Source organism: Streptomyces sp. NPDC026394, assembly GCF_055567735.1.
On the sequence record NZ_JBVHPX010000041.1, the window covers coordinates 16,270 to 29,844 of the forward strand.

Annotated in this window: 11 protein-coding genes and 1 pseudogene; 9 read left to right on the forward strand and 3 right to left on the reverse strand. The window is 70.7% G+C overall.

Going from position 1 to position 13,575, the window contains the following annotated elements:
• Positions 1–33 precede the first annotated feature (33 nt).
• The 4 genes from ACZ4QV_RS40925 to ACZ4QV_RS40940 all read left to right on the forward strand — a co-directional run bounded on the left by ACZ4QV_RS40925 (position 34) and on the right by ACZ4QV_RS40940 (position 5,487).
• Entirely contained in the window at positions 34–1,632 is a 1,599-nt protein-coding gene (locus ACZ4QV_RS40925) for an ABC transporter substrate-binding protein (protein ID WP_361592206.1), read from the forward strand.
• Positions 1,633–1,763: 131 nt separating this feature from the next.
• A complete protein-coding gene (locus tag ACZ4QV_RS40930) occupies positions 1,764–2,711 on the forward strand; it encodes an ABC transporter permease (RefSeq protein WP_467764395.1) in 948 nt (315 codons plus the stop codon).
• Between the two features lie 59 nt (positions 2,712–2,770).
• The gene (locus ACZ4QV_RS40935) at positions 2,771–3,778 is read left to right on the forward strand and encodes an ABC transporter permease subunit (protein WP_467764396.1); all 1,008 of its coding nucleotides are present in this window, start codon (positions 2,771–2,773) and stop codon (positions 3,776–3,778) included.
• On the forward strand, positions 3,775–5,487 hold the full coding sequence (locus ACZ4QV_RS40940; RefSeq protein WP_467764397.1) for an ABC transporter ATP-binding protein: 1,713 nt from the start codon (positions 3,775–3,777) through the stop codon (positions 5,485–5,487). Before ACZ4QV_RS40935 ends, ACZ4QV_RS40940 begins: the two co-directional genes overlap by 4 nt.
• A gap of 169 nt (positions 5,488–5,656) precedes the next feature.
• Here the strand turns inward: ACZ4QV_RS40940 and ACZ4QV_RS40945 are convergent, their stop codons facing one another.
• The 3 genes from ACZ4QV_RS40945 to ACZ4QV_RS40955 all read right to left on the reverse strand — a co-directional run bounded on the left by ACZ4QV_RS40945 (position 5,657) and on the right by ACZ4QV_RS40955 (position 7,137).
• Positions 5,657–6,328, reverse strand: coding sequence for a class I SAM-dependent DNA methyltransferase (locus ACZ4QV_RS40945; protein WP_361592213.1), 672 nt, complete (start codon positions 6,326–6,328; stop codon positions 5,657–5,659).
• Between the two features lie 103 nt (positions 6,329–6,431).
• Positions 6,432–6,743, reverse strand: a complete 312-nt coding sequence (locus tag ACZ4QV_RS40950) for an ABC transporter permease (protein WP_361640466.1) — start codon at positions 6,741–6,743, stop codon at positions 6,432–6,434.
• A gap of 181 nt (positions 6,744–6,924) precedes the next feature.
• Positions 6,925–7,137 (reverse strand): hypothetical protein, encoded by a 213-nt coding sequence (locus ACZ4QV_RS40955; protein WP_467764398.1) that lies wholly within the window; start codon positions 7,135–7,137, stop codon positions 6,925–6,927.
• A 774-nt stretch (positions 7,138–7,911) separates the two neighbouring features.
• Here ACZ4QV_RS40955 and ACZ4QV_RS40960 point away from each other — a divergent pair.
• The 5 genes and pseudogenes from ACZ4QV_RS40960 to ACZ4QV_RS40980 form a co-directional block, all read left to right on the forward strand.
• Positions 7,912–8,490 carry a hypothetical protein gene (locus ACZ4QV_RS40960; protein WP_467764399.1) on the forward strand — a complete coding sequence of 193 codons (579 nt, stop codon included), beginning with the start codon at positions 7,912–7,914 and terminating at the stop codon, positions 8,488–8,490.
• A 415-nt stretch (positions 8,491–8,905) separates the two neighbouring features.
• The gene (locus ACZ4QV_RS40965) at positions 8,906–10,504 is read left to right on the forward strand and encodes a S1 family peptidase (RefSeq protein WP_467764400.1); all 1,599 of its coding nucleotides are present in this window, start codon (positions 8,906–8,908) and stop codon (positions 10,502–10,504) included.
• Positions 10,505–10,946: 442 nt separating this feature from the next.
• Positions 10,947–11,054: pseudogene (locus ACZ4QV_RS40970) on the forward strand (lytic murein transglycosylase); the annotation flags it as partial.
• A gap of 782 nt (positions 11,055–11,836) precedes the next feature.
• The gene (locus ACZ4QV_RS40975) at positions 11,837–12,121 is read left to right on the forward strand and encodes a hypothetical protein (protein WP_361592219.1); all 285 of its coding nucleotides are present in this window, start codon (positions 11,837–11,839) and stop codon (positions 12,119–12,121) included.
• Between the two features lie 166 nt (positions 12,122–12,287).
• Positions 12,288–13,575: trypsin-like serine peptidase (locus ACZ4QV_RS40980; protein ID WP_361592221.1), on the forward strand; the 1,288-nt coding region annotated here is incomplete at its 3' end.

A 13,575-nucleotide genomic window follows, 5' to 3' on the forward strand; every position in this document is an offset into this window, starting at 1 on the left:
CTGCTCACCAACTCACACGAGGCGAGACCCACCATGACCGAACTCCCTCCCCCCGAGCGGGAAACCACCGTTCCGCCCGGCCTGCGGCGGCGCGGTTTCCTCGCCGCGACCGCGGGCGCCACGGCCGCCGCGGGACTCGTCCTGGCCGGCTGCGGTACCGGATCCGGCTCGCCGGGCAGCGGGGGCGGCGCACCCCGGCGCGGCGGCCGGCTGCGCGCGGCCTTCGCCGGTGGCGGCGCCTCCGAAACCCTCGACCCGCACCTGGGCAACCTCTTCGCCGACGCCGCCCGCGCCAAGGCCCTCTACGACAAGCTGGCCGACTGCGGCACCGACATGTCCGCCCGCCCCCGCCTGGCCGCCAAGTGGGAGCCCGACGACACCCTCGACCGCTGGCGGGTCACCCTGCGCAAGGCCGCCTTCCACAACGGCAAGCCGGTCACCGCCGAGGACGTCCTCTACAGCTTCCGCCGCATAGCCGACCCGAAGAAGGCATACCGCGCCAAGGCGTCCCTGGAACCCATCGACCTGGCCGCCAGCCGCGCGGTCTCCCCGGACACCGTGGAGTTCCGGCTGAAGCGCCCCACCGCCGAATTCGCCAACGTGCTGGCCGCGTTCGGCGCGTACATCGTCCCGGACGGCACGACCGACGCGGACTTCGCCCGGCCGGTCGGCTCCGGCCCTTTCCGCTTCGTCTCCTTCACGCCGGGCCGTTCCTGCGTCGTCCGGCGCAACGACGCCTACTGGGACGGCGCGCCGCACCTGGACGAGCTGGAGTTCGTCGTCGCCAACGAGGAATCCGCGCGGATCAACGCCCTGCTCGGCGGCCAGGTCGAGTACGCGCACGAACTCGACCCCACCACCGCGCGCGCCCACGAGGGCAAGGGCCAGGTCGAGATCGTACGGCTGCGCAACAGCGCCATGCAGTCCTTCGCGATGAAGACCGACCGCGCCCCCTTCGACGACAAGCGGGTCCGCGAGGCGTTCTTCCTCATCGCCGACCGCAAGGAACTCGTCGACGGCGCCCTCTCCGGCGCGGGCGAGATCGGCAACGACCTGTTCGGGAAGGGGTACGAGTACTACGCCGCCGACCTGCCGCAGCGCCACCAGGACCTCGACCGGGCCCGGCACCTCCTCAAGCAGGCCGGTGCCGAGGACCTGCGCCTCACCCTCGACACCTCGCCCGTCGCCGCCGGGTTCACCGAGGCGGCCGGCATCTTCCGCGACCAGGCCGCCAAGGCGGGCGTGACCGTCCAGGTGAAGTCCGGCAGCAAGGACAGTTACTGGAGCGACATCCTCGACTCCGGCACCCTGTGCTGCTACCGCTCCGGCGCCATGCCCATCGAGTCGCACTTCTCGCAGCGGCTGCTGAGCGGTTCGACCACCAACGCCACCCAGTGGCGGCACAAGGACTTCGACGCCCTGTACCAGCAGGCCCAGTCCACCAAGGACAAGAAGGAACGGGCGGCGGTGTACGGGCGGATGCAGCGCCGCCTGTACACCGAGGGCGGCTTCCTGGTGTGGGGTTTCGCGGACTGGATCGTCGGCACCTCCCGCCGTGTGCACGGCGTGGCGCACGACGCGCCCGCCAACACCCTGGACTGGGCCCGCTTCGACACGGTGTGGCTGGCGTGAGCGCACCCATCGTGCCACCCCGGCCGCGCGCGGGACGTGCCGGACGTACTGGGCGTACTGGACCTGCCGGACGTCCCGGCCGCGCCGGCCGCGGCGGCGGCCTCGGACGCGTCGGACCAGCCGTACCGGCCGTGCTGCGGTCCTGGCTCGCGCGCCGGCTGCTGCTCGGTGTCGCGCAGACCGTCGCCGTCGTGCTGCTGGTCTTCGTGCTCACCGAGGCGCTGCCCGGGGACGCCGCCGTCGCCCTGGCGGGCGACCAGCCCGACCCGGCCCGCATCGCGGCCATCCGTACGGAGATGGGCCTGGACCGCCCGGCCGCCGAACGGCTCGCCGACTGGGTGCTGGGACTGCTCCACGGCGATCTCGGGACCTCGCTGACCTCCGGCCGGCCCGTCGTGGCCTACCTCGCCGACGGCTTCGGACCCACTCTGCTGCTCGCCGCCGTCACCGTGGTGCTGCTGGTGCCGGCCGGGGTGGGGCTCGGCGTCCTGGCCGCGCGCCGCGAAGGCTCCCTCGCGGACCGGTTGGTCAGCTCCATCACCCTCGCGGTGTACGCCGTACCGGAGTTCGCCCTCGGCGTGCTGCTGGTCACCCTCTTCGCCCTCCGGCTGGGGTGGCTGCCGCCGACCGCCGTCGGCTCCGGCGGTGACCTGCTCGCCCAGCCGGCCGTCCTCGTCCTGCCCGTCCTCGTGCTGCTCTCCCGCCCCGTCTGCTCGGTCAGCCGCCTGGTACGGGCCGGGATGATCGACGCGCTGCGGTCCCCGTACGCCCGGCAGGCGGCCCGCTACGGGGTGTCCGCGGTGCGCGTCCGGTACGCGCACGCCCTGCCGAACGCCCTTGCGCCCGCCACCCAGCAACTCGCCCGTACCGTCGACTGGCTGCTGTGCGGAGTGATCGTCGTCGAGGCGCTGTTCGTCATTCCGGGCCTGGGCACCGTCCTGATGAACGCGGTCGCCGAACGCGACGTCCCCGTGGTCCAGGGCCTGGCCGTGGTCTTCGGCCTGGTCGCGGTCGTCCTCAACCTCGGCGCGGACCTGGTCGCCCGCCGGCTCGCGCCTCGGGCGGGGGTGGCGGCGTGATGCGGAAGCCGAAGGGGTCGGTGGGGTGGCTGACCGGGGCGGCACGGAAGCGCACCCGTATGGCTGGGTGGCTGACCGGTCTGACACGGAAGCCCCTACGTACGGCTGGGCGGCGGACCGGCCTGGCCGGACTGCTGATCGCCGGTGTTCCCCTCCTCCTCGCCCTCCTCGGGCCGCTGCTGGCAGGCGAACCCGGCCCGCGGTCCGCGTCCTTCACGCTCGGTGGCGGCCACTGGCTCGGCACCGACTTCGTCGGCCGCGACGTGGTGCGGCAGATCCTGCTCGGCGGACAGTCGGTGGTGCTCGTGGCCCTGGCCGCCACCGCACTCGCCTACGCGGTCGCCGTCCCACTGGGGCTGGCCGCCGCCCTCACCCACCGCACCTGGCTCGAAGAACTGCTGATGCGCCCGCTGGACGTGCTGCTCGCGGTGCCGTCACTGCTGCTCATCCTCCTGGTCGCCGCCGTCTTCTCACCGGGCGCCGCGGGGCTCGCGCTGCTGGTGGCCCTCGTCAACATCCCGGACGCGGCCAGAATCGTCCGCGCCGCCGCCTCGGAAGCGGCCGCGCGCCCCGCCGTCGAGGCGCTGCGCATGCAGGGCGAGACCTGGTGGCGTACGGCGATCGGCTACGTCGGCCGGTCGGCGCTGCGCACCTTCGCCGCCGACGCGGGCGTCCGACTGACCGGCGTGCTCTACCTCGTCGCCACCGCCGCCTTCCTGGGCGTCGGCGTGGAACCGGACGCGGCGGACTGGGCGGTCATGGTCGACCGCAACCGCACCGGGCTTTTCGTGCAGCCGTGGGCCGTGGTGGTGCCCGCACTGCTGATCGTGGCGTTGTCGATGGGCGGGAACCTGGTGGTGGATGCGGTGCTGGGAGGGGAGGGGCGGAGGTCGAGGGCGGTTGCGCCTGACACGCCTGTCACGCCTGTCAGGCGTGACAGGCCCGACGCGCCCGCTGCGTCTGAAGCCTCTGGCATGCCTGGTGTGACCGATGCGGCCGATGTTGCCGATGTGGTCGATGCGGCCGATATGACCGATGTATCTGACGTGAAGGAGGGGCGCCGGTGAGCGCGGCAGTGGACGTCGTCGCCGAGGTCGAGGGTCTGCGGGTGGAGGTCGGCGGCCGGGCCGTCGTCGACGGAGTAAGCCTTCGGGTCCGCGCGGGCACGGTGACCGCCCTCGTCGGCGCCTCCGGCAGCGGCAAGACCACGACCGGACTGGCCCTGCTCGGCACCTACCCGCCGGGCGCCCGGGTCTCCGGGACGGTGACGGTCACGGATCGCCTGGTCGGCCACGTACCGCAGCACCCGGCGACGGTCCTCAATCCCGCCCGCCGGGCCGGTGCCCTGCTGACCGACATCGCCCGTACGCAGGTGCGCCACCTGCCGCGCCGCGACCGCGCCCGAGCTGCCGCGACCCGCATCGACGAGGCGCTCTCCCGCGCCCAACTCACCGAACCCTCCGAACTCCTGCGTCGCTACCCGCACCAGCTTTCCGGCGGCCAGCAGCAGCGCGTCGTGCTCGCCCAAGCCCTGTTGCTGGGCGCCCGCGTCGTGGTCGCCGACGAACCGACCACCGGACAGGACGCCCTCACCAAGCGCCGCATCGTCGCGGAGCTGGTGTCGGTCGTCCGGCAGGGCATCGGCGTCCTGCTGCTCAGCCACGACTTGGACGTGGTGCGTGAACTGGCCGACGAGGTCGTGGTCCTGAAGGACGGGCGGGTGGTCGAGGCAGGGCCCGTCGAACAGGTGGTGACGGGGGCACAGCATGCGTGGACGCGCCGGTTGTTCGGGTTGGGGGAGGAGGACGGCGCCGTACCGGGGCCGATGGGCGACATCGGGCCTGACCAGGCCCCGGAGGTGCGAAGCGACGCCGACGCCGACGCCGACGCCGACACCGACGCCGACGCCGATCCTGATGAAGCCGTGGAGGTGCCCGAAACACCCGAAGTGACCGAAATGCGGAGCGGGAGCGATGCCGTACTCGAAGTACGGGACCTGACCGCCCACCACCGCGGCGGCGCCCGCCGTACCGTCGACGTGCTGCGCGATGTCTCCCTGCGCGTCCGGCCAGGCGAACGGGTGGTGGTCGTCGGCCGTTCCGGCAGCGGCAAGACCACCCTCGGCCGGTGCCTGGCAGGACTGCACCGTACGTACGACGGCGAGGTCCACCTCGACGGCGTACGGTTGCCCAGCAGCCTCCGCGACCGTACACCCCGACAACTGGCCGCGGTGCAGTACGTGTTCCAGGACGCGCACGCCTCCTTCGACGAACACCGCACGCTGCTGGCACAGGTCGCGCGTACGGCGGTGCGCCTGCGCGGGGCCACACCCACGGACGCCGCGCGGCAGGCAGAAGTGCTGCTCGCGGAGGTCGGGCTCCGCGAGCAGCACCTCCACAGCCGACCGGGCCGGCTCTCCGGAGGCGAACTCCAGCGCGCGGCACTCGCCCGCGCCCTGCTCGCCCGCCCCCGCGTCCTGGTCTGCGACGAGATCACCTCGGGCCTGGACACGGTGACCCGGCGGACCATCCTCGCCGTCCTCGACCGGCTGCTGCACGACCAGCCGGACCTGGCGCTGGTGTGGATCACGCACGATCTGGGCCCGGCCGCCCGGGCCGACCGCATCCTGGTGCTGGACGCCGGCGACGTGGTCGAACAGGGACCCGTCACCCGCGTCCTGACGGCCCCTGGCCACCCCTTCACGGCGGCTCTCGTCGAGGCGTCGGGGGAGGGACGTGAGGCGAACCGGGAACCGCGTACGGCGACACGGGCATAGGGCGGCCGAAGGCGAACAAGCGGGCAGGAGGACCAAGGGAAGCCAAGGGAGCCAAAAAGTAACCCACGGGGCACGGAGGGGCACCAAGGCAGGCGGTAGACAGGCCCCGCCACGTCCGCTCGCCCCCCTTCCGAGCCCCTTTTCCCGCTCCCCTCCCCGATCCCCCTCTCTACGCCGGAGCCGCCGCGGCCGGCTTGCGGGCCACGAGGAAGGCCTGAGGCGTCCGTTCGGCGAACTTGCCCTCGTAGGGCTCGCGCACCAGACGGGCACGCACGGGCAGACCCGCCCGGTCCAGCAGGTCGGCCATCTGGTCCGGCTGCCGCCGATGGAAGTCGAGCGAAACCTGTCGGCCGAAAGCCTCCTCCAGGCGCAGCGGCCCGTCTCCCACCTGGAAGGCGGCCAGCAGATGGCCGCCGGGCGCGAGCACCCGGTGGAACTCGGCGAACGCCACCGGCAGCAGCTCCAGCGGTACGTGGATGGTCGAGTACCAGGCCACGACACCGCTGAGGCTGTTGTCGGGGAGGTCGAGAGCCAGCATGGAACCCTCGTCGAAACGCAGGTCCGGGTGCTGACGGCGGGCCACCGCGAGCATGCCCGGTGACAGGTCGATGCCGGAGACGGACAGGCCCAGACCGGCCAGGTGCGCGGTCACCCGGCCGGTGCCGCATCCCACCTCGGCCACGGGCCCGCCACCGCCGGCCTGCACCATCTCGGCGAAGCCCGCGAGCATCGCCCGGTCCAGCGGCTTCGCCTCCAGATCGCCGTGCTCGAAGGCCACGTATTCGTCGGCTATGGCGTCATAGGACTGCCGGGTGTCCTGCAGGAAGTCTGGTTCGGTCATGGAGGAGGACCCTACTGCCCACGTCACAGCCGCCGTCCCACGGCCCGATGTGCACCAGACACCGAACTGCCCTGGTCGACGGATCAGCCTTCCGGCCGGTGGCTCAACCTTCCTGATGGGCGGCGCGAGCGGCGTCGATGAAATTTTCCAGTGCCTTCCAGAAGGGCGAGAAGGCGGAGCCGAACTCCTGCTGGGCCTCGGAGTCCCCCTCCATGGCCCCCTTGACGCAGCGGTAGAACGTGCCGGTCGTCCGCTGGAGAGCGAGCGCGGCGGCCGCCGCCTCCGGCGGGCCCAGCGCCACACCGGCCGCCGTGCCGACCGTGCCGCCCACCAGACCGAGCACGGCCGCCTCGGCGATGACGGCGGACCGCACCTGGCGCCCGCGGGCACCGACGGCCCTGAGCAGTGCGAACACCAGGGGCGGCGACTCACGAGCAAGGTGAAGGTGTTGGCGATGACGAACCCGCCGACCAGCAGGACGCGGATGGTGTCATCCACTGTGAGGCCGGCCGTGTCGGCGTCGGGTTTGTTGAGCGCGACCTGGCCCGGTCCGGCGGGAGCCTTGCCCGACTTCACCGTGAAGCGTCTGCTGCGCTTCAGTTCGTGCCCGTCCAGCCCAGGACGGTGGTGGCCCGGAGGAACTTGGATGAACTCGCCCTCGCGCCGAACAGTCCGGCCCGGCCGAAGATCACACCCTCCGCACGTACGACACCGGGCGTCGTGGCCAGCCGGTCACGGTCCGCGGTGGTGAGCACCGCTTCCCACACCACGCGGCCCTTGTGGCCGAGCAGGTCGCTCGGAAGAACCACGCCAGGGCCACCAGACCCGCGAGCACCACGAACATGCCCACGAAGAGCGGACGGCCGCGTCTGTGGTGGACGTCGGCGGCCGGGGCAACCGGAATATGCGAGGACGGTGCTCCGGACACGTCGAGGTGCCTTCCGATGACAGTGGGAGAGTCGCGGTGCGGAATCGTCTGCCTCGGCCGCGCCCTGAAGAAGGGTGACCTTGGCGGCGCAACGGCCCGTGGCAGCCCCGTTTTTCGGGCGGTTGCGGGAAACCTGGCGTAGTCCGGGCGGGCACGTGGGCCCTGTCTGCCTTCGGCTTCGTCTCGGCCGGCACGGGAGCCTCGCCTCCGGCATCGTATCCACCGCCGACCTGGCGTAGTTGTCGCGGGTTGCCGGCTTCGGTTCCGCGGCCGGTGCGGTGCTTGGTCAACCGGCCCTACGGGACGGGGAAGGCCGGTCAGGAAGGCGTTGTCCCACGCGGCTTCGTGGGCGGGAGCAGGGGAACGTCGGCGCTGCTCGAAGCCCATGTCCGGGAGGCCGGGCGTCCCCGGCCGGATGTCGTCAGGGCTGCCGTTGATCACGATGTCCGGGTGGAACAGCGGGAGGGGAGAAGTGAAAGGGAAGCAGTGAAAGGCGAGGTTTGCCGTGGTGAGGGAGCCGTTGCCTGGACACCCCGTGTGGTTGCGCGAAAGAGCCTGGTCAGGTGCCGTTCGGATGGTGTGCGCAAGCCGTACGCGGCGCGCGCTGGGGGGAGTTCGTGTGATTGCGGCTGAGATGAAGCCACAAAGCCTACATATGCTTTACTTCGCGTTCCGTGGGCTGACTGCCGCCCACATTGACTCCCGGAAGGACACCGTGGCGATGCCTCGTGCCCGTAAAGCTTTGCTCACCGGTCTCATCGGCGCGTTCTCCGTATCGGCTGCGATAGCCGGCCTCACGGTCGCGCAAGCCGCACCGCAGTCCGCTGCAACCGCGACCGTGGCCTCGGCAGCCGATGCCGGTATGCCGCCCGCCGTCGAGGACTTCGCTTATCCCGGTGCCGACCGGATTTTCCAGGAGCGGAAAATCATGCTGAAGCGGGGTGACGGTCACATCACGCTGGTCGACTGCGCTGCCGCTCACGACATCATGGTCAAGTCGCGCACCGGCTCGGGTGAGTTCTGTTTCGCGGTCAGTGGCAACAAGGGTTACCTGGCCTTGGAGCTGCCGCAGGCATTCGGCATGTGGACCGAGGGACACCCGGTGCAGGCCAAGGTCACCTCCGACGGCAAGGAAACCGTCATCAATGCTCCCAAGAACGACTACAAGCCTTTCGGTGAGGCCGGAAACGCCGGTCAGTCCACCGTGCTCGTCGAGCTGCGTGTCACCGGCTGACCCATTTTTACGCCATCCGACCGGTCACGACCGGCGTCGGTCGGCCACGCCCGGCCCCGAATTGGACTGACCGGGCCGGGCGCGTACCGGGGAGCAGCGCCGGGAACGGCTGCCGCTCAGCCCCGGAACTTGCCCAAGTAATCCTCGCTTTTCGAGCGGCGATTCAATCGAGCGCCGCAATCGCCTGTGATTGAGGCGGTCTCACGACCGGCCGACAGTTCATCGTTGAAGTCGCGACTGTCCGCCGGAGAATCAGCCGGTGCCCGCATTGAAGGGCCGGCCGGCTGTTTTCACGCAGTGCCGTACAGCTTCCCGATCCTCGGTCCGTAACCGGACGGTGCGCCTTGCTGCGCGAAAACGGGGGAGGGCGTGCACGTCGCTACGTGCCTCATCTGCCATTTCAGGAAAAGGGAAAATGGAAAACATACGTTCCCGTAGGGCGTGGCTGACCGCGGTGGCTGCCGCCGCGGTCGCGAGTGGCGCGCTGGCCACCGTCGCTCCCGCGTTCGCCGTGTCCGGAAGCCCGGTCACGAACGGCTCCTACACATTCGCCGCGAAGCTGGACATCGGTGACGGTGTGCGCAGTTGCTCGGGTGCGCTGGTGGACCGGCAGTGGGTGCTCACCGCTGCCCGGTGCTTCTCCGACGACCCGAACGACACACGAGTTGCCGAAGGTGCGCCCAAGTGGAAGACCACGGTGACCGTCGGCCGTACGGACGTGAGCGCCGCGGGTGGAGCGGTCAGCGAGGTCAGTGAGCTGGTGCCCTACGCGGGCCGGGACCTGGTGATGGCGAAGCTGGCCAAGCCGGTCAGCGGCATCGCCCCGGTCGCAGTCGCCTCGTCCTCGCCCAGGCAGGGCGAGGAGCTGAAGGTCCTCGGGTACGGCCGGACCAAGGCCGAGTGGGTGCCGAACAACCTGCACGCCGGTTCGTTCACGGTCGGTTCGGTCCAGGACGGGAAGCTGGGCATCACCGGCAAGGACTCGGCGGTGTGCAAGGGCGACTCCGGTGGCCCGCAGCTGCGCGAGGCGACCGGCCGGGTGGAGCTGGTCGGCGTCAACGGCGCCTCGTGGCAGGGCGGTTGCCTGGGCACGGACCCGGCGGAGACCCGTACTGACGCGGTCGGCGCCCGTGTGGACGACATCAGTGCCTGGGTGCAAAAGGTCCGCTACCGGCCGGTCTTCGCCTCAGCGCCATGGGGCAAGGCCACCCACATCGCCACCGGTTACTTCACCGGTGGTTCGGCGGGCGGTACCCGGCACATGGACATGATCGTGCGCTGGAACGATGCCGAGGTGACCCTCTACGAGGGTGCCGAGGACAAGGATGCCAAGACGCCCTTCGTCGCCGAGTACCAGCTAGCGGCGCCCAACACCCCGACGAAGAAGAGCACCTGGGACTATGCGCGGGGGATCACCGGTGCCAGCTTCGGCGACGGCACGGACGGTCTGGTGGTGCGCTGGAGCGACGGTGAACTGACCCAGTACACCCACGTGGACAAGAAGGGCTTTCACGGGGAGAAGATGCTGGCCAAGAGCGCGGACTGGACGAAGGCCGCGCAGATCACCGCGGGCCGGTACACCGCCAACGCGCAGCGCGACGACCTGCTGGTCGTCTGGAACGACGGCCACGTCACGCTCCACCCCGACCTGAACACGAACGGCGTGAAGCCGGCCTCTCAGAAGGTGCTGACCAAGGCGAACACGACGTGGCCGCACGCCACACAGATCACCTCGGGCGAGTTCACCGGCAAGAAGACCGGGGACCTGCTGGTGCGCTGGTCCGACGGTGAGGCCACCATCTACCCGGGCGTGGACACCGCCGGCTTCCACGGCGAGACGCAGATCCGCCCGCAGGGTTCCGCCTGGACCAACGCGACCGTGGTCGGCGCGGGTGCCTTCGTCGCCAACGATCGGCCCAACGACGTCATCGTGCGCTGGGCCAACGGGTCGCTGAGCATGTACCCGGGTGTGGACGCCCAGGGGCTGCACGGCGAGGTCAAGATCGTCGGCTGATCCGAGCCAATGACCGGTCCGGCCGGTCCGTCCGTAACACCGTGGACGGACCGGCCGGACCTCCCGCCCTCCGGTGGGGGCGCTGTCCCGGAACGGAACCGGGGCGGTGCCGCGCTCGACCTGCCCAACCTTTTGAAGGGGGCAGTGAACCGCAGGGGCCGGCGGGAGATTGTGAAAAGCCGTCCGGTGCTATCGGTTTTCCGGCTACGGCTTTGGCTGCGTATCGGAAGGCGGAGGGGTGCGGGGGAGTCAGCCGTCGTGTCGTCTGCCGTGGGAGTTGGTGGCGGGGATCGGGCGGGTGCAGTCGGTGCATGCGTCGGGTTACGGGTTGCGTGGTGACGGCGCGGCCGATTCGGGGTCGCGGCTGGAAGGGGTGCAGTTCGCGCTGATCCGGGACACCGATGGGGGACGGCGGGGCGGGGACGCGGTGTCCGACCGTGCGGTGGGGCCGACGCAGTTCATTCCGTCGACGTGGGGGAGCTGGGGCGCGGACGGTAATGGTGACGGGGTCAAGGACCCGAACAATATGTTTGATGCGGCATTGGGTACGGCGCGTTATCTGTGTGCGGGGGATCGGGATCTGAGCCGGGGGGCCGATCTGGACCGGGCTGGGTTGAGTTACAACAAACCCCGTGCGTATGTGAATGCCGTACGGAAGTGGGTGGACCCCTATCGGGGTGCCGGGGCCACTGAGATGCTGGACGACGCTCCGGCCACGCCGCACCGGCCCGTCTCCGCGGAGAGAACCTCTGAGACACGCCTGGGTCCCCTTGCGGGGCAGGGGCAGGGGGCAAGAGTGGGCCCGGGAGCGCCGGTGGAGTGTGGCGCCCTGTCGTATCTCCTGCACCGCCGCGTCCGGCGGACAAGCCTGCTCCTGAGCCCGTCGAGAAGCCGAAACCTGTCGTGGAACACCGCGTCGTGCTCAGGCTGGAGCCCCTCGGCGAGCGTGAGCTGGGGGCCGAGGCCGGGCGGCCTGTCGTCAGGCGTGCGCAGGTGCGAGCTGTCGATGTTCATGGGTACGCCGTTCCCGGGCGCTCGGAACACCTTCCGTCTCGGCGGTACTGGTGGGGCCGGCAGCACCGGAGGGATAGGTTTCTCCGCCGCGCCCCACACGATCACCGACACCGCACCCGACACCACCACCGTGATCTCCGACTCCCACGGCACGGCCCCCGCACCGCCCTCCAGGCCGGCGACCACCCCGGCCGTTGCACGGTCGTCGCGACAGCTCCGGGTGTGCGCGGACCGGCCGTCGTCTTCACCGTCACGGTTCGTCCCGCCGCGGAACCCACGGCCGATCACCTGGAGTTGTGGGATCAGGAGACAGCGGACTTGCCCGAGTTGTCGCGAGCCGAGACGGGGAGCCGCTTCCCCGGCCTTCCGTCGCTGCGGGCCAGGGACCGCGCTCGGCCCGCCTCCGGGGTGCGGATCACCGCCACCATCCGCCCCGCGGACCGGGAGAAGGGCACCGTGGACGGCACGGTCGGGCCGTATTTCGAAGGCGTGCACGGCGCGGCGGTCCGTACTCTTACCCTGCCGCCCGCCGGTGCGGACGGCCGTGTCACGCTGCCGACGCTGTTCTCCGATCAGCGTCCGGCACCTACACCCTTCGTCTGACCACTCCGTCCGGGACCGTGCTGTACCTCCCCTGACGGTCACACCGCCCGTGAGCGGGACCCGCAATACCCTGCTACGCCCTCTTCGTCCTTTTTGCCCCCCTTCCCTTTCGGCCCACGTGGCCGGGCGCTGTCCCGGCCACGTCTTCCCCAACGGAAAAAACTTCATGAGACGCATACCTCGCCTGCGCACCGCCGCCATCGGCGTCTGCACGTCGGTCGCCCTCGCCGTCCCGGCGGCCACCGCCTTCGCCGTCCCCCTTCCGAGCCCGAGCGGGCCGGCCTCGGCGCCGCGCACGTCCGGGGACGTACCTGCCGATCAGCTGCGTGAGGCGCGTGAGGTGCAGCGGTACTGGACGCCGGAACGTATCCGCAGTGCGGTGCCGGTGGAGACCGCCGAGGCCGGGGCGAAGAGCGAGGGCGGTCAGCCCGCGCCCGGCGTGCGGCGCAAGCGGTCGGCGGAGCCGACCCACCAGGTGGCCGAGGGCATCGCCACCGTCGGCGTGTTCCTGCTGCGCGGCAACGACGGGTCCGCCACCTCGAACCAGTTCTGTACGGCCAGTACCGTCACGTCGGGGTCCAAGAGTGTCGTGGTCACGGCCGCGCACTGCCTCAAGGGCAACACCTCGCTGCGTGACGCCGCCTTCGTCCCCGGCTACCGCGCCGGGACGACCAAGGCGGGCCAGGCCGGCGAGACGCCGTACGGCATCTTCCCCGTCCTGGACGGCAAGGTCTGGATCGACCACCGCTACCAGCAGGACCCGGCCGACGACGACGTGGACTTCGCCTTCCTGCGGGTGGGGGTCAATACGCAGGGGCAGCTGCTGGAGGACGCCGCAGGTCCGGGCAACACCCTTACAGCCGTCGATTCCGCGCACCTGGCGCGCGCGGGGGTGACGGTCGTCGGGTATCCGGGTGGGCAGAAGACGCCGTTGTCGTGCACGAATGACACCCGGGCATTCCAGGGCCGTTTCATGGAGATTCAGTGTGACGATTACCGGGCGGGCGTCAGCGGCGGTCCGTTCATCGAGGATTTCGACGGGCAGCGCGGCAATCTGGTCGGTGTCATCGGCGGTTACAAGACCGGCGGGCAGTACGACCACACTTCATACGCCTCGCAGTTCGACGACGACGCGACGTGGCTCTACCGGCAGGCTGTCGCCGATCTTCCCCTGGACGGGAAATTCACCATGGGCGGATCCGGCACCTGGCAGCACGCCCGCGCGATGACCGCCGGCAGTTTCCACAGTGCCTCGGTACGGCGCCGTACCAGTGACCTGATCGTGCGTTGGTCGGACGGGGAGGTCTCCCTCTACTCGGGCAATGGCGCTTACGGTTTCGGCAAGGACGTACAGCTGGCCAAGGACCCGGAATGGAAGAACGCGGCGGTGATGACCGCGGGTGACTTCACCGGGGACGGCACCAGCGATCTTCTGGTGCGCTGGACGAACGGCA